Source organism: Rhizobium hidalgonense, assembly GCF_002914525.1.
GTDB classification, from domain to species: Bacteria; Pseudomonadota; Alphaproteobacteria; order Rhizobiales; family Rhizobiaceae; genus Rhizobium; species Rhizobium hidalgonense.
On the sequence record NZ_LODW01000082.1, the window covers coordinates 90,314 to 106,290 of the forward strand.

Here is a 15,977-nt window from a genome sequence, read left to right on the forward strand (position 1 = left end):
GTCCGGGGTAGTTGTTGGACCGTGGGCGGCGCCTTGCGGCGACGGGCGCTATATGGCCTAACGGATTTTCAAATGCAACAGGGAAATGAAGAAGAGGCGAAGAAAAATTCGCAAGGTCGCATGAGGCGGGCGGAAAGGCCGCAAATGCGGGGGTAAAGCGTCGGTGGAGAAGATTGCCAAACGCTGTGGACGGACGTAATCAGGACGCCTCGCTTTTTCCTTGCCACCAATGGATTGCCCGATGCCCGAAACCGCTGCCAAGACAAGAGATGATCTGTTTGCTTTCCTCGACGGGCTCGGCATTGCTCATAAGACGGTCGATCATGCGCCTGTCTTCACCGTGGCCGAATCGGTGGCGCTGCGGGACGAAATCCCCGGCGGCCACACCAAGAATCTCTTTATCAAGGACAAGAAGGACAGGTATTTTCTGCTGACCGTGGAGGAAAATGCCGAGGTCGACCTCAAGCAGGTGCATGGTTTGATCGGCGGCTCCGGCCGGGTCTCCTTCGGCAGGGCTGAGAAGCTGATGGACTATCTCGGCGTCGCTCCCGGCGCGGTCACCGCCTTCGGCGCGATCAACGATACGGCAGGGAATGTCACCTTCGTGCTCGATGCCGATCTGATGCGCGAGGAGATCGTCAACTGCCATCCGCTGTCCAACGATGCGACGACCTCGATTGCGAGCAGCGATCTGATCCGTTTCATGGAGGCGACCGGACACAAGCCGCTTGTCTTGAAAGTAACGTCCTGACATACGATTTTAGCGCTACAATGATGCCGGCAGGATCGGCGCGGCGGGAGACACCTATGAGCGGCAGCGACAACCCCTATAACGGTTCCTTCGGAAATCAGATGACGGCGACAACAAGCTTCGGCGCTACGCCGGCACCCGCGGCTGCGGCTGCGGCAGGCAGCTACATCACCGACACCACGACGGCGAATTTCGGCAAGGACGTCATCGAGGAATCGCGCAAGCAACCGGTGCTGGTCGATTTCTGGGCGCCCTGGTGCGGCCCGTGCAAGCAGCTGACTCCGGTATTGGAGAAGGTGGTCAACGAAGCCAAGGGCCGCGTCCGGCTGGTCAAGATGAACATCGACGACCATCCCTCGATCGCCGGCCAGCTTGGCATCCAGTCTATCCCCGCCGTCATCGCCTTCGTCAACGGCCGCCCCGCCGACGGCTTCATGGGCGCGGTGCCGGAAAGCCAGATCCAGCAGTTCATCGACCGCATCGCCGGCCCGGCCGGCGCCGACGAGGCGGCCGAGATCGAGGCCGTGCTCACCGAAGCGTCAGAACTGCTGGCCGCCGGCAATATCAATGAGGCCGCTCAGCTCTACGCCGCCGTGATGCAGGCCGATCCGGAAAACGCCAAGGCGATTGCCGGAATGGCAGAATGCATGATTGCCGCAAACCAGCATGAGCGGGCGCGCGAAACCCTGGCTGATCTGCCGGAAGAGCTCGCGAAAGACGCCGGCATTCAGGCGGTGCTGAAAAAACTCGAACAGATCGAGGAAGCCCGCAAGCTCGGCGATCCCGTTGCGCTCGAACGCGATCTGGCTGCCAATCCCGGCGACCATGAGGCGCGGCTGAAGCTCGCCAAGATCCTCAATGTCGAAGGCCGACGCGACGAAGCAGCCGAGCACTTGCTGCTGATCATGCGCAAGGACCGGACCTTTGACGATGACGGCGCCCGCCGCCAGCTGCTGCAGTTCTTTGAGGTCTGGGGCTTCAAGGATCCGGCGACGGTTTCGGCCCGGCGCAAGCTTTCGGCGATGCTGTTCTCGTAAGCGCGCCAGGCCCCATTCCGGCCGACATGCATTAAGTTTCGAGTATCTGCCCTTGCGTTTTTGGAGGAGGGCACCACATTCTCGTGAGGACGGGCATGCCCGTTACAAGAATGCGGGACGGTTTCATGCAAGTCGGGAATGCCAGATACCTGAAGCCGGGCGATCTGCCTGATACGATCGCCGTCTTCCCACTGACCGGTGCCCTGCTTCTGCCGGCCGGGCAACTTCCGCTCAACATTTTCGAGCCGCGTTATCTGGCGATGCTGGATGCAGCCCTGACGGGAAACCGGCTGGTCGGCATGGTGCAGCCGGCGCTCGGCGAACACGAGGACAAGGGCGGCGATCCCCACCTTGCCGCTGTCGGCTGCCTCGGCCGCATCACCTCCTTTGCCGAGACCGGCGACGGGCGCTATATCGTATCGCTGACCGGCGTCTGCCGCTTTCGGCTGCTGGAGGAGAAAGCTACCAGCGACCCCTTCCGCACCTTCCGTATCGCCCCGTTCATCGCCGATCTATCGGCCGCAAACGAGGAGGAGGCGGTCGACCGCGCCGCACTTCTGACCGCCTTCAAGGCCTATCTCGATGCCAATAAGCTGGAAGCCGACTGGGAGAGCGTCGAGCGGGCGAGCAATCTGACGCTCGTCAATTCGCTGGCGATGATGTCGCCGTTCGGCCCGGCTGAAAAACAGGCGCTGCTGGAGGCGCCCGATCTGAAGACGCGGGCCGAAACGCTGATCGCCATTACCGAGATCGTGCTGGCGCGTGTCTTCGGTGACTCCGACACGGTTCTGCAGTAGACTTCGGCCATGGACGAAAAACTCAGCCGCGTCGATCCGAAACTGCTCGAACTCTTGGTCTGCCCGCTCTCCAAGGGCCGGCTTTCCTATGATCGCGAACACAATGAGCTCGTTTCGGAAAAGGCGCAGCTCGCCTATCCGATCCGCGACGGCATTCCGATCATGCTGGTGTCCGAAGCCCGTCGCCTCGACGAGTAACCTGTTTCCTTAAACCTGCTTCAGATCGTCTGGCCGGCCAGCAGCCGCGGATTGTCCTTTGCCGTCGTTCCGGCCGCCTGGCCGATGAAGAAGGATTTGAGGCGCGGCAGCCGGTCGACGATGCCGAGGCCGACGTCGCGGGCGATGCGAATCGGCGTTGCGTCGTTGGAGAATAGCCGGTTCAGCACGTCGGTCGTCATGCCCATGCGGAACGTGTCGAAGCGCCGCCAGGTCTGGTAACGCTCGAGAATGTTGATCGAGCCGATATCGAGGCCGAGGCGATCGGCCTCGACAATCGTTTCGGCGAGTGCTGCCACATCCTTGAAGCCGAGATTGAGGCCCTGGCCGGAAATCGGGTGAATGCCGTGGGCGGCGTCGCCGGCCAAGGCAAAACGCGGTGCGACGAAGGCGCGGGCGAGCGTCAGGCCGAGCGGGAAGGCACGCTTGTCGCCGATCACCTTCAACGCTCCGAGCTTGTGGCCGAAGCGGCGTTCGAGCTCTTCCTCGAAAACCAGATCGTCGGCGGCGACCAGCCGGTCGGCATCGTGCGTGCGCTCCGTCCAGACCAGGGAGGAACGGTTGTTCTTCAGCGGCAGGATGGCAAAAGGCCCGGCCGGCAGGAAATGCTCCTCGGCGCAGCCCTCATGCGGCCGCTCGTGTTCGACTGTGGCAACGATGCCGGACTGGCCGTAGTTCCAGGTGACGGTCTTGATGCCGGCGAGATCGCGCAGCGTCGAGCGCACGCCGTCGCAGGCAACCAGCAGCCGGCTTTCCAGCGTGCTGCCGTCCGAAAGCGTGACGGTGACATGGGTGTCGTCGGTCTTCATTTCGGTGGCGCTCAGCCCGTGGCGGATCTCGATGCCAAGCCGCTCGCAGAGGCCGCGCAGGGCTGCGACCATTGTCACGTTCGGTATCATGTGGGCAAAAGGCCGGCCTTCAGCCACTTCGCCGTCGAAGGTCAGAAACACCGGGCGCACCGGATCGGAGGTCTTGGAGTCGGTGACGATCATCTTGGTGATCGGCTGGGCTTCCGGCTCGATCTCGTTCCAGATGCCGAAGACCTCGAGCATCTTCGCCGCCGCCGCGATGACCGCCGAAGCGCGGGTATCGTTCTTCCAGACATGCTCCGGGGCCGCCTCGACAACGGCGACATTCAGATGCGGTGCTGCCTGTTTGACCGCGACAGCGGCGGAAAGGCCGACATAACCCCCGCCCACAACCAGCATATCAAGCATCGCGCCACTCCCGTACCCTGTACCTCAGATGTGATCTATATAGATCATCGCCACTTCACTTCCTACCGCCGGGAGACATACAAAATGACGCGCGAGACATCAGGGCCTTCGGCAATGGAGACGCTGCTTTCGACGCTCGACCTGGAGCCGATCGAGGTCGATATTTTTCGCGGCCGCAGCCCTCAGGCCGGCTGGCAGCGGGTCTTCGGCGGCCAGGTGATCGGCCAGGCGCTGATGGCGGCGCAGCGGACCATCGAGGGTGAGCGTTTCGTGCATTCGCTGCATGCCTATTTCATGCGGCCCGGCGACCCCTCGGTGCCGATCATCTATCAGGTGGAGCGCATCCGCAACGGATCGAGCTTCAATACCCGGCGCGTCGTCGCCATCCAGCATGGCAAGGCGATCTTCACGCTGTCGGCTTCCTTCCAGGTGGAGGAGCCGGGCTTCGATCACCAGATCGCCATGCCCGAGGTCCAGATGCCGGAAGCGCTGCTCGGCGAACAGCAGATCAAGGAGCAGTATCTGACGCATGCGCCGGAGGCGATCCGAAAATACTGGCAGCGCGAGCGGCCGATCGAGATCCGCCCCGTCTCGCTGACGCATTATTTTTCCGACAGGAAGCTCGACCCCAGACAGGACGTCTGGGTACGCGCCACTGGCCCGGTTCCCGACGACCGGCTCTATCAGGCGGCAGTGCTTGCCTATGTCTCGGATATGACGCTGCTCGATACCTCACTTTATGCGCATGGCACCTCGATCTTCGACCAGAGCCTGCAGGTGGCGAGCCTCGATCATTCCATGTGGTTCCACAGGCCCTGCAAGCTCGACGACTGGCTACTCTATACCCAGGACAGTCCCTCGGCTTCGGGCGCCAGAGGGCTGACCCGGGGCAGCCTCTTTACCCGATCGGGTGAATTGATCGCCTCGGTTGCGCAGGAGGGTTTGATTCGGAAAAAGGCAAATGAATAAATAATGTGCAACTTTGAAAATTTGCGCATTATTTATGCGCTTATTGGCCGGTCATTTGCCTGATTTTTGGCATGCTTCCATATAAGTGTTACTTTTCAATACGTTATACCTCATCTCGAATCTGGCACGCCCTTTGAATGTATATCGCCGGTCGCTGTTCAGGAACGTCAGCGGCAAGGAGAGTCGGCTCCGTGCCGAGGATAACGAAGGATGGGAAACCAGATGAAAATTGTGATGGCTATTATCAAGCCGTTCAAGCTCGATGAGGTCCGCGAAGCTCTTACGGCGATCGGCATTCAGGGGCTGACCGTGACCGAAGTGAAGGGCTACGGCCGCCAGAAGGGGCATACCGAAATCTATCGCGGCACCGAATATGCGGTCAGCTTCCTGCCGAAGCTCAAGATCGAAATCGCCGTTGCCTCGGAACTCGTCGACAGGGCGGTCGAAGCCATCGCGGCGTCGGCCAAGACCGGTCAGATCGGCGACGGCAAAATTTTCGTCTATTCGATCGATCATGCCGTGCGCATCCGTACGGGCGAAACCGATTCAGAAGCGCTGTAAGCGGCGGACCAAGGAGCTTTTTTCAATGTCGACTTCGAAGTTTTCTTCCCCCTTTGCGCTGATCGGCGTAGCAACGGCTGCGCTTCTGGCGCCGGTTGTCGCTTTCGCGCAGGAGGCTGCGCCCGCCGCCGCCACCGCTGCTGCCGCTCCTGCCTTCACCATGGACAAGGGTGACAATGCCTGGATGCTCATTTCCTCGGCACTCGTCCTGCTGATGACCATCCCCGGCCTTGCGCTGTTCTACGGCGGCCTCGTGCGCGCCAAGAACATGCTCTCCGTGCTGATGCAGGTGTTCATGATCACCGCCGTCGTGGCGCTGCTCTGGGTCACCTACGGCTATTCGCTCGCCTTCACCGACGGCGGCTCGCTGAACAGCTTCGTCGGCGGCTTCTCCAAGGCCTTCCTCGCCGGCGTGAACACATCGTCGCTGGCCGAAACCTTCTCGAAGGGCGTCGCCATTCCGGAATACACCTTCATCGTCTTCCAGATGACTTTCGCCTGCATCACGCCCGGCCTGATCGTCGGCGCATTCGCCGAGCGTATCAAGTTCTCGGCCGTCATGCTCTTCGTCGTGCTCTGGGTCACCTTCATCTACTTCCCGATGGCACACATGGTCTGGTTCTGGGGCGGTCCGAGCTCTTACACCTCGCCGGCCGGTCTGATCTTCTCCTATGGCGCAATCGACTTCGCCGGCGGCACGGTCGTTCACATCAATGCCGGTATCGCCGGTCTCGTCGGCGCCATCATGCTCGGCAAGCGCACGGGCTATAAGAAGGAAATTATGGCTCCGCATTCGATGACGCTGACCATGGTCGGCGCCTCGCTTCTCTGGGTCGGCTGGTTCGGCTTCAATGCCGGCTCCAACCTCGAAGCCAATGGCTATGCCTCGCTTGCCTTTATCAACACCTTCGTTGCGACTGCAGCTGCCGCCGTCTCCTGGTGCATTGTCGAAAGCCTTACCCGCGGCAAGGCCTCGATGCTTGGCGGTGCTTCCGGTGCGGTTGCCGGTCTGGTTGCCATCACCCCGGCAGCAGGTTTTGCCGGCCCGATGGGCTCGATCGTTCTCGGCCTGATCGTTTCGCCGGTCTGCTACTTCTTCGTTGATGTCGTGAAGAACAAGTTCAACTACGACGACAGCCTCGACGTCTTCGGCGTGCATTGCATCGGCGGCATCCTCGGCGCCCTCGGCACCGGGATCCTCGTCAACCCGGCGCTCGGCGGTGCAGGCATCGTCGATTATTCGACGGCCGATTTCGCTGCCTCCTATGCCGGCACGGCAACCCAGGTGCTGGCCCAGGCCAAGGGCGTGCTGACGACGCTGCTGTGGTCGGGCATCGGCTCGGCGATCCTCTACAAGATCGTCGACGTCGTCATCGGCCTGCGCGTCAGCGTCGAAGCCGAGCGCGAAGGCCTCGACCTTTCGACCCACGGCGAAGCTGCCTACCACTCTTCCTGATCACAGGGGATTGCGGCGCCCGGCAGAAGGGCGCCGCTTCACGGCCCGTCGCGGCCTGTATCGAGCTTGTCCGGGCTAGACCCGGAAAAGCTCTAACCATAGACCGCATTTAGCCCGGACCTTTCAAGGTTCGGGCCTTTTTCATTTCCCTGTCGGGAATGCACGCCCAGGCCTGCATGGTTAACATCGCTTTAACCCGGCTCTGATTAGGTAGAGCGGACGCATTTTGGCATGGCGAAGCATCGGTGATTCGCATGCCCTCAGGCATTGGACGGGTTAGACACATGGCAAGAAGCACGTCGCCGGCGATGGATGGCCGTCCGGATCGGTTCTCCTTCTCGGCATTCATGCTGCGGCAGATCCAAGCGCTCATCGGCTTTGCGATCTTTCTGCTGCTGGCACTTTGCGTCGCGGCGCTGGCGACATGGAACGTCGCGGATCCGAGCTATTCCTATGCCACGGCCAACCTGCCGACGAATATCCTCGGTTACAGCGGGGCTGCCTTCGCCGATATCGTCATGCAGTTCCTCGGCCTTGCCAGCGTCGTTTCGATGCTGCCGATCGTCGCCTGGGCGCTGACACTGATCTCCGGCCGCCGCTTCAGCCGTATCCCCGCCCGAGCCGGCGCCTGGCTTGCCGGCGCGGTGCTGTCCTGCGCCGTCATCGGCTGCTTTCCGCCGCCGCTGACCTGGCCGATCCCGAACGGCATCGGCGGTGTCGTCGGCGATATGATCCTGCGTTTTCCGGCACTCTTCGTCGGCGCCTATCCCACCGGCACCTTCGCCATGGTCGTCGGCTGCATCTTTGCCGCACCGACCGCCTGGATGATGCTCTTTGCCTCAGGCCTCGTCGGCCGCAGCGACGCCGAGGAGGAGATCGAGGAAGATTACGTCGATAGAACAACCAAGGCCCGCGTCGTCGGCGACGAAGACGAGGAAGACGAATCGCGCTGGGTCGCTTTCAGCGGTGCGATGACGCATGCCTGGTACATGAGCCAGGGCCGGCTGCGCCGGCTCTTCGGCATGGGGCCGCGCAAGCGCCGTCAAGGCGATTTCGAATCACCCTATGATTTCAACGATGACGAGTTCGGCCCGCTGAACGAACCGGTCCGCGCCAAGGCGCCCACCGTCCGCGGCGAGCGGATGGAGCCGTCGATGGAGCCGCGGACGGCTTCGCCGCGCCGTATCGTCGCAGCGCCGTCGCTTTCCATCGATGACGAGGATGACGGCGATCTGCCCTTCGATGCCGACATGCCGCCGCGCCCGGCCGATATCCTGCCCGACGATGATGACGACGACTGGATGATCCGCGCGCCGGCAAAGGCTGCCGGCAAGCCGGAACCACGCGTCGTCCCCGTGGTCGCACGTCCGAAGCCCAGCGCCCGCATCGAGCGCGAGGCGCAGGGCTCGTTCATCCGTCCCGAGGGTTTCCAGCTTCCTTCGATGCACTTGCTGGCCGAACCGAAGAATGTCGTGCGCGACTCCACGCTTTCAGCCGATGCGCTGGAGCAGAACGCCCGCATGCTCGAAGGCGTGCTCGAGGATTTCGGCGTCAAGGGCGAGATCATCCATGTCCGTCCGGGTCCCGTCGTCACGCTCTATGAACTGGAGCCGGCGCCCGGCATCAAGTCGTCGCGTGTCATCGGTCTTGCCGACGATATCGCCCGCTCGATGAGCGCCATTGCCGCTCGCGTCGCCGTCGTGCCCGGCCGCAACGCGATCGGCATCGAACTGCCGAACCAGACGCGCGAAACCGTCTATCTGCGTGAACTCATCGCGTCGCGGGATTTCGAAGGCAGCAAGGCGAAGCTCGCCATGGCGCTGGGCAAGACGATCGGCGGCGAAGCCGTCATCGCCGATCTCGCCAAGATGCCGCATCTGCTCGTTGCCGGCACCACCGGTTCCGGCAAGTCGGTCGCCATCAACACGATGATCCTGTCGCTGCTCTATCGCATGACGCCGGAGCAGTGCCGTCTGATCATGATCGACCCGAAGATGCTCGAACTCTCCGTCTATGACGGCATCCCGCATCTGCTCTCGCCCGTCGTTACCGATCCGAAGAAGGCCGTCGTCGCGCTGAAATGGACCGTGCGCGAGATGGAAGAGCGCTACAAGAAGATGTCGAAGATCGGCGTGCGCAACATCGATGGCTTCAACAGTCGCGTCGAGCAGGCCTTGTCGAAGGGTGAGGCGATCTCGCGCACGGTGCAGACCGGCTTCGACCGCCATACCGGCGAGGCCATGTACGAGACCGAAGAATTCGACCTCAGGCCGATGCCCTATATCGTCGTCATCATCGACGAGATGGCCGACCTGATGATGGTCGCCGGCAAGGATATCGAAGGCGCCGTGCAGCGGTTGGCCCAGATGGCGCGCGCCGCCGGCATCCACGTGATCATGGCAACACAGCGCCCCTCGGTCGACGTCATCACCGGCACGATCAAGGCGAACTTCCCGACCCGCATCTCCTTCCAGGTGACCTCGAAGATCGACAGCCGCACCATTCTCGGCGAACAGGGCGCCGAACAGCTGCTCGGCATGGGCGACATGCTCTACATGGCGGGCGGCGGCCGTATCCAGCGCGTGCACGGCCCGTTCGTCTCGGATGTCGAGGTGGAAGAGATCGTTTCCTACCTGAAGAGCCAGGGCTCGCCGCAATATCTCGATGCGATCACCGCCGATGACGACGAGGACGGCGATTACGGCGGCGGTGGCGGCCCGGCCGGCACGTCGAACCTTTCGGATTCGGAAGATCCTTACGATCAGGCCGTCGCCATCGTGCTGCGGGACGGCAAAGCCTCGACCTCCTACGTCCAGCGCCGGCTCGGCATCGGTTACAACCGGGCAGCCTCGCTTATCGAGCGGATGGAGAAGGAAGGCATCATCGGGCCAGCCAACCATGCCGGTAAACGCGAAATTCTCGTTCCGACAGAAGGCGACATCCTCGACCGCTGAAATAATCGGCATATATTTCCCATGGGGACTGCTTTTGCGGAAACCTGACGGCAGCCAAGCCGTTACCTCACGCAGGCCCGGTCGCAACGCCTTGAAGACGCCGCCTTTCGGCAGCATGCAGATCGCATAAAGGAGATTTAGATGAGTAATTCCGACGCCTTCCTCTCCGGCCTGACGGTAACGCGGCGCGATCTCCTCGGTGCCTTTGCTATCTCTGCGGTGGCGAGCGCCATTCCCCTCGGCGCCCACGCCCAGGCGGCAGCCCCCGCCTCCGGCACGGCGCAGGCGATTGCCGACCATTTCTCCGGCGTTACTACGATGCAGGGCGAATTTGTGCAGTTCGGCCCGCGCGGCGAGCAGACCGGCGGCAAGTTCTTCATCCAGCGCCCCGGCAAACTGCGCTTCAACTATGACGACCCGTCGCCGATGCGGGTGATCGCCGACGGCAAAAACGTCGCCATCGGCAATACCAAGCTGAAAACCTGGGATCTCTATCCTCTCTCCAAGACGCCGCTCAGCTTGCTCCTGGCGCAGCGTATCGACCTGTCGGCCGGCATGGTGAAGGGCGTGAAGGAAGAGTCCGATCTGACGACGATCGCGCTCGGCAACAATACGGTGTTCGGCAACTCGACCATCACCATGATGTTCGACCCGAAAACCTACGACCTGCGTCAATGGACGATCACCGACAACCAGGGCAAGGACACGTCGGTGATGATCTTCAACGTCAAGACGGGCATGCAGTTCGACGATCGCGTGTTCCGCGTGCCCTATGAGACCATTCCGGGCACGCCTCAGTCGCGTGATTGAGGCGTTTTCGGTTGATCGCCGTATGCGGGCAGTTCCCTCGGGTCCGCCTTTGTTCTAAAGGCCTTTCATGAAAGCGTGAGAGGGCATGGGGCATGAGCTTTTCGATCACCACCTGGAACATCAACTCGGTGCGGCTGCGCATGCCGATCGTCGAACAGCTCGTTCTCAAGCACAGACCGGATATTCTCTGCCTGCAGGAAACAAAGGTGCCGAACGAGCTCTTTCCTGCCGCACCCTTGCGGGCGATGGGCTACGATCACATCATCATCCACGGCCAGAAAGGCTATCACGGCGTGGCGATTGCCTCGCGCCTTCCGCTGACGGAGGATCACCGGCAGGATTATTGCGGGGTCGGCGACGCCCGCCATATCTCGGCGGTCGTCGAGCGCGGCAATCGTCGTATCCGGCTGCATAATTTCTACGTTCCAGCCGGCGGCGACGAGCCTGATCGTACGATCAATCCGAAATTCGGTCACAAGCTCGATTTCATCGAGGAGATGAAGCAGCTGAAAGCCAATGGTGAGGCGCATACGTCGTCGATCCTTGTCGGAGACTTGAACATCGCGCCGCTGGAGCATGATGTCTGGTCGCACAAGCAGCTGCTGAAGATCGTCAGCCATACGCCCGTCGAGACCGACGGGCTGCTCGAGGTGATGAAGCGCGGCGGCTGGCACGACCTGATGCGCCAGCACGTGCCGGAAAGCGAAAAGCTCTATACCTGGTGGAGCTACCGCGCCAAGGACTGGGAGGCGGCCGATCGCGGCCGCCGTCTCGACCACATCTGGTCGTCACCGGATCTCGGACCGCATCTCAAGCGCATCGAGATCCTCAAGGAGGCGCGCGGCTGGGAGAGACCGTCTGACCACGTGCCGGTGACGGCGCATTTCGATTTCTGATGCAGTGGCTTCTCCAGGAGTTCGAGGACACTCATAAGCTGGCCGAGGCACTCGACCGGCTCGACATCTCGTACACATGGCACAAGGTCGTTCCGTTCGTCGGCGAACTCATTCCCAAGCCGGTCGTCGCCGATCCGGGCTCAGTGGTCATGTTCGGCTCGTATTCGCTGTGGAGGAACGCCGAGGCGAACGGTTACCGGCCGGGCGTGTTCAAACTGCGTCCTTTCGTTCAGGAACAGGCCTGGCATCCCTATCTCCTCAATGGAGCCGACGCGCTATTCCTCGTCCTGCGAGATGTCCCTGCCCGTCTGGCTGACGATGGAAGGGAATGGTTCCTGCGTCCCGTTGACGACAGCAAGGAGGAACCCGGCAACGTCAAATCGCCGGATGAGATCATCCGCATGGCGGAGCGGGTCCTGGCGCTTGACGAAGATGAAATCCCGACGGGATCGCTTCGCCACGACACACTGCTGATGTTCACCGAGCCGGTGCGCATCCTGCGCGAATGGCGGCTCTGGGCCGTCAACGATCGGATCGTCACCTACTCGCTCTACAAAGATGGATCGCGTGTAATCCATCGCCACGAGATCGATGCCGATGTGCTGGAGTTCGGGCAGCGTATGGTGGATCTCAATCCCGGCTACTCCCGGGCCTATGTCCTCGATGTCTGCCGCACCGAAGAGGGATTGAAGCTGCTCGAGACGAACTGTCTCAACGCTGCCGGGTTTTACGCCGCAGACCTCACGAAGCTTGCCGCAGCAATCGACAGCTTGGCGCGCGACTGACGGTTTGCGCTGTATGGCTGCGGGCCAGATGGCTCAGCTGAAGCGGTAGAACTGGCTTGCGGCCTTGGCCGCAAGTTCGGCGAGATTGTCGCGGATGCGGTTCTCGATCAGCCGGGCGGCGTCCGGATATTCTTCGATCAGCCGGTGGAACAGGGCACGGGTGATGCGGATGATGCTGGTGTCCTCGCGGGCGACCGCAGTGAATTTGCGCTCGACCAGCGTGACCAGCGCCAGTTCGGAGACCAGCGTTCCGGGACCGGCGATCCCCCCGGTCCTCTCTATGCCGTCGCTGCCTGTTGCGCTCAGCTCCAGGCTGCCGCTGAGAATGACATAGGCGCTCTCGGCGGGCGAGCCCTGGCGAAACAGCATCTGGCCGGCCGCGATCAGGCGCCGGTCGGCGCCGAAGGCGATCAGCCGCAGCTGATCCTCGTTCATGTCCTTGAACAAAGGAAGCTGCGCGAGCATGCGGATGTCGTCGGTCAGCGCCATGCGGGCTTTTAGCCTTAGAGCAATTCCAGCAAAAGTGCTTGGCGGTCTTGCCAGGCAAAGCGTGAAACGCTTTTGCCGGGAATTGCGTGAAACCAAGAGATAAGCATTTCCGTGATCCGGAGAACACGGAAATGCTCTAGGGAATGATCTTGTAACCGCCGTTTTCCGTCACCAGGATTTCGGCATTGGAGGGGTCGCGCTCAATCTTCTGGCGCAGGCGGTAGACGTGGGTTTCCAGCGTATGCGTCGTCACGCCTGAGTTATAGCCCCAGACCTCTTCGAGCAGCACGTCGCGGGTGACGACTTTCTGTTCGGCTCGGTAGAGATAGCGGATGATAGCCGCTTCTTTTTCCGTCAGCCGGATCTTCTGGCCGTTATCGGTGGTGAGCAGCTTCTGGCTGGGCTTGAACAGGTAGGGGCCGACGGTGAAGGTCGCATCCTCGCTTTGTTCGTGCTGGCGCAGCTGCACGCGAATGCGCGCGAGCAGCACGGCGAAGCGGAAAGGCTTGGTGACATAGTCATTGGCGCCGGCTTCCAGGCCGAGGATCGTATCCGAATCGGTATCGTGGCCGGTCAGCATGATGATCGGCGCCTTGAAGCCACCCTTGCGCAGCAGCTTGACCGCCTCGCGGCCATCCATATCGGGCAGGCCGACATCCATGATCAGCAGGTCGACCGGTGTCGAGCGAGCGGTCGCAACACCCTTGCCGGCATTGCCTTCCTGCAGAACCGAAAATTCCTCATACAGCGACAATTGCTCCGTCAGCGTCTGACGAAGGTCGTCGTCGTCATCCACCAGAAGAATGGTGCGTGCGGTCATGCCGTAGCGTCCTCATGTTAAGTTCCCTAGTCCTACGCCAAATTCCTGGTTTGGCAAGGATCGGGCGGCGGACTGTTGCCGCGCAGCTTTTCATATGATTTCAATTGAAGTCCCAGACAATCCAAGACATGCAAGAAAAATGGAAAAAACAAGGCGGGAGCCGGGGATGAAGCCGCCGACGATCGTGGTGCGGCCGGCGCCGGGAAGGAACAGCCGGGCTATCGTCCGGCTCGGCGCGATCACCGTGCCCGCGGCGATCGGCCGGTCCGGGCGCACCGTGATCAAACGCGAGGGCGACGGCGCCACGCCGATCGCCTCGATGAGGCTGATATCCGGCTTCCGGCGTGGCGAGCGGAATGGCCGGCTCGTCACTCCGCTTGCGCTGCGCCGCATCCGTGGCGACATGCTCTGGTGCGATCAGCCTGACAATGCCTGCTATAACCGCCTCGTCAGGGCGCCGTTCGGTGCAAGCCATGAAGAGATGCGGCGCGGCGACGGGCTCTACGATATCTGCCTGGTGATGGACTGGAACATTTCCTCGCGGGTGCGTTATCGCGGCTCGGCGATCTTTTTCCATCTGATCAGGCCGGGCTACGAGCCGACGGCCGGTTGCGTGGCGGTCAGCCTCCGCGACATGCGTCGCCTTCTGCCCCACATCCGAAAGGGAACGATTGTCCGGGTCCTCTGATTGTCTTCCGGATGGCGCTGCCTATATGTTCCCGGTGACCGAACGCTGCGGCTGAAATGCGTTCCGGGACGTCCACGCATGCGCGGGCGCAATTCATGCCTCGTCCAATTCTTCAAACTCCCGGAGATATATTGTGACCGCTCAACCCATCATCACTTTCCATGACGGACATTCCATTCCTCAGGTCGGCCTCGGTGTCTGGCAGACGCCGCAGGATATTGCCGCCCCGACGGTGCGCACCGCGATCGCCGCCGGCTATCGCCATATCGACACGGCGTCCGGCTACGACAACGAAGAGGGGGTCGGCGAAGGCATCCGCTCGTCCGGCCTCGACCGCAAGGATATCTTCGTCACCACCAAGCTCAGGAATACCGACCAGGGTTACGACAATACGCTCAGGGCCTTCGACGGCAGCCTGAAGAAGCTCGGCTCCGACTATGTCGACCTCTATCTCGTTCACTGGCCGTCGCCGCATCGCGGCCTCTATACCGAGACCTGGAAGGCATTCGTGCGCATCCGCGAGGAGGGCCGCGCCCGCTCGATCGGCGTGTCGAATTTCACGCCGGAGCATCTGGAGCGCATCATCGGCGAGACCGGCGTCGTCCCCGTCATCAACCAGATCGAGCTGCACCCCGACTTCCAGCAGAAGGCGGCGCAGGACGCACATAAGAAACTGAACATTGCCACCGAATCCTGGAGCCCGCTCGGCCAGGGCCAGTTCATCTCGAATGCCGTTATCGGCGAGATCGCCGGGAAGCATGGCAAGACGCCAGCCCAGGTCATTATCCGCTGGCACATCGATTCCGGCCTCGTCGTCATTCCGAAATCGGTGACACCGTCGCGTATCGAGGAGAATTTGAAGGTGTTCGACTTCAAGCTCGACGCCGACGACATGGCAGCGATCGCCAGGCTCGATAGCGCCGGCGCCCGGATGGGACCGGATCCGATGACGGCAACTTTCTGACCGCCTGGGATCATCAGAGTATAATGCCGAACATGCGAGCGTGTTCGGACAACATGCTCTGATTATTCGACCCGTGACCGTTTAAAGGCAGGCATGCGGCCCTTCTTCAATAATTGCAGTTCGAGGATCCGTTGGTCGGCGCAAAGCCGTGGTCGCAGCGATCGTTCAGGCGCTGCGGCCGTCCGACCGATCCGGTACAATAATCGTCGAAGGCGCGCGCCGGATACCAATAGCCGTTCGCGCTCTTGATATAGCCGGACCGGGCGCTGCTATAGCCCCGATATCCGTTGAGATAGGGTATCTTGATTTGCGCGATCTGGTGCTGCAGGCCCGAAGAGGCCATGAGCGGCGGTATCGTTGGATGAATCGGCGCGGCGGCGGCGATCGGTACATGCGATGCAAACACGATCAGACTGGCTTGCAGTAGACTCCGTACCCTTTTCTGCCTCATGGCCATTACCCCGATGGCGCGGTGTTCGCCGGAGCCTGAACGGTATCAGTCGCGTATCGCGCCTATATCAATGAGGCCACACGCGTTTTCCGATGTCGATTGCCCGAAAGGATGAA

17 protein-coding genes are annotated in these 15,977 nt (G+C 61.6%); 13 read left to right on the top strand and 4 right to left on the bottom strand.

What is annotated here, in order from left to right:
* Nucleotides 1-241 precede the first annotated feature (241 nt).
* The 4 genes from ATY29_RS25590 to ATY29_RS25605 all read left to right on the top strand — a co-directional run bounded on the left by ATY29_RS25590 (nt 242) and on the right by ATY29_RS25605 (nt 2,783).
* Entirely contained in the window at nt 242-751 is a 510-nt protein-coding gene (locus tag ATY29_RS25590; RefSeq protein WP_025417304.1) for a prolyl-tRNA synthetase associated domain-containing protein, read from the top strand.
* A 56-nt stretch (nt 752-807) separates the two neighbouring features.
* Nucleotides 808-1,788, top strand: coding sequence for a thioredoxin (gene trxA, locus ATY29_RS25595; RefSeq protein ID WP_097533246.1), 981 nt, complete (start codon nt 808-810; stop codon nt 1,786-1,788).
* Nucleotides 1,789-1,898: 110 nt separating this feature from the next.
* Nucleotides 1,899-2,585 carry an LON peptidase substrate-binding domain-containing protein gene (locus ATY29_RS25600; protein WP_025417302.1) on the top strand — a complete coding sequence of 229 codons (687 nt, stop codon included), beginning with the start codon at nt 1,899-1,901 and terminating at the stop codon, nt 2,583-2,585.
* A 9-nt stretch (nt 2,586-2,594) separates the two neighbouring features.
* A complete protein-coding gene (locus tag ATY29_RS25605) occupies nt 2,595-2,783 on the top strand; it encodes a Trm112 family protein (protein ID WP_003567459.1) in 189 nt (62 codons plus the stop codon).
* 20 nt (nt 2,784-2,803) lie between these two features.
* Here the strand turns inward: ATY29_RS25605 and ATY29_RS25610 are convergent, their stop codons facing one another.
* A complete protein-coding gene (locus ATY29_RS25610; protein WP_025417301.1) occupies nt 2,804-4,018 on the bottom strand; it encodes a ubiquinone biosynthesis hydroxylase in 1,215 nt (404 codons plus the stop codon).
* Between the two features lie 84 nt (nt 4,019-4,102).
* Between ATY29_RS25610 and tesB the strand changes: the two genes are divergently transcribed.
* From tesB to ATY29_RS25645, 7 genes are all read left to right on the top strand, one after another.
* Nucleotides 4,103-4,987 carry an acyl-CoA thioesterase II gene (gene tesB / locus ATY29_RS25615; RefSeq protein ID WP_097533247.1) on the top strand — a complete coding sequence of 295 codons (885 nt, stop codon included), beginning with the start codon at nt 4,103-4,105 and terminating at the stop codon, nt 4,985-4,987.
* 210 nt (nt 4,988-5,197) lie between these two features.
* On the top strand, nt 5,198-5,548 hold the full coding sequence (locus ATY29_RS25620; protein WP_003543684.1) for a P-II family nitrogen regulator: 351 nt from the start codon (nt 5,198-5,200) through the stop codon (nt 5,546-5,548).
* 25 nt (nt 5,549-5,573) lie between these two features.
* Nucleotides 5,574-7,004, top strand: a complete 1,431-nt coding sequence (locus ATY29_RS25625) for an ammonium transporter (RefSeq protein WP_003567452.1) — start codon at nt 5,574-5,576, stop codon at nt 7,002-7,004.
* Between the two features lie 284 nt (nt 7,005-7,288).
* On the top strand, nt 7,289-9,958 hold the full coding sequence (locus tag ATY29_RS25630) for an FtsK/SpoIIIE family DNA translocase (protein ID WP_097533248.1): 2,670 nt from the start codon (nt 7,289-7,291) through the stop codon (nt 9,956-9,958).
* Nucleotides 9,959-10,099: 141 nt separating this feature from the next.
* Nucleotides 10,100-10,768 (top strand): outer membrane lipoprotein carrier protein LolA, encoded by a 669-nt coding sequence (locus ATY29_RS25635; RefSeq protein WP_003567448.1) that lies wholly within the window; start codon nt 10,100-10,102, stop codon nt 10,766-10,768.
* Between the two features lie 92 nt (nt 10,769-10,860).
* Entirely contained in the window at nt 10,861-11,664 is an 804-nt protein-coding gene (locus ATY29_RS25640; RefSeq protein ID WP_003567446.1) for an exodeoxyribonuclease III, read from the top strand.
* Entirely contained in the window at nt 11,664-12,449 is a 786-nt protein-coding gene (locus ATY29_RS25645; RefSeq protein WP_097533249.1) for an ATP-grasp domain-containing protein, read from the top strand. Before ATY29_RS25640 ends, ATY29_RS25645 begins: the two co-directional genes overlap by 1 nt.
* Before the next feature lie 33 nt (nt 12,450-12,482).
* Here the strand turns inward: ATY29_RS25645 and ATY29_RS25650 are convergent, their stop codons facing one another.
* Entirely contained in the window at nt 12,483-12,938 is a 456-nt protein-coding gene (locus ATY29_RS25650; protein ID WP_097533250.1) for a cyclic nucleotide-binding domain-containing protein, read from the bottom strand.
* Nucleotides 12,939-13,074: 136 nt separating this feature from the next.
* Nucleotides 13,075-13,758, bottom strand: a complete 684-nt coding sequence (locus ATY29_RS25655; RefSeq protein WP_097533251.1) for a response regulator transcription factor — start codon at nt 13,756-13,758, stop codon at nt 13,075-13,077.
* A 166-nt stretch (nt 13,759-13,924) separates the two neighbouring features.
* Between ATY29_RS25655 and ATY29_RS25660 the strand changes: the two genes are divergently transcribed.
* Both ATY29_RS25660 and ATY29_RS25665 read left to right on the top strand, forming a co-directional pair.
* On the top strand, nt 13,925-14,446 hold the full coding sequence (locus ATY29_RS25660) for a L,D-transpeptidase family protein (protein WP_097533252.1): 522 nt from the start codon (nt 13,925-13,927) through the stop codon (nt 14,444-14,446).
* A 133-nt stretch (nt 14,447-14,579) separates the two neighbouring features.
* A complete protein-coding gene (locus ATY29_RS25665) occupies nt 14,580-15,410 on the top strand; it encodes an aldo/keto reductase (protein ID WP_097533253.1) in 831 nt (276 codons plus the stop codon).
* A 106-nt stretch (nt 15,411-15,516) separates the two neighbouring features.
* On the opposite strand, the gene ATY29_RS25670 is transcribed toward ATY29_RS25665, so the two are convergent.
* Nucleotides 15,517-15,861 (bottom strand): cell surface protein, encoded by a 345-nt coding sequence (locus tag ATY29_RS25670; protein WP_097533389.1) that lies wholly within the window; start codon nt 15,859-15,861, stop codon nt 15,517-15,519.
* Nucleotides 15,862-15,977 lie beyond the last annotated feature (116 nt).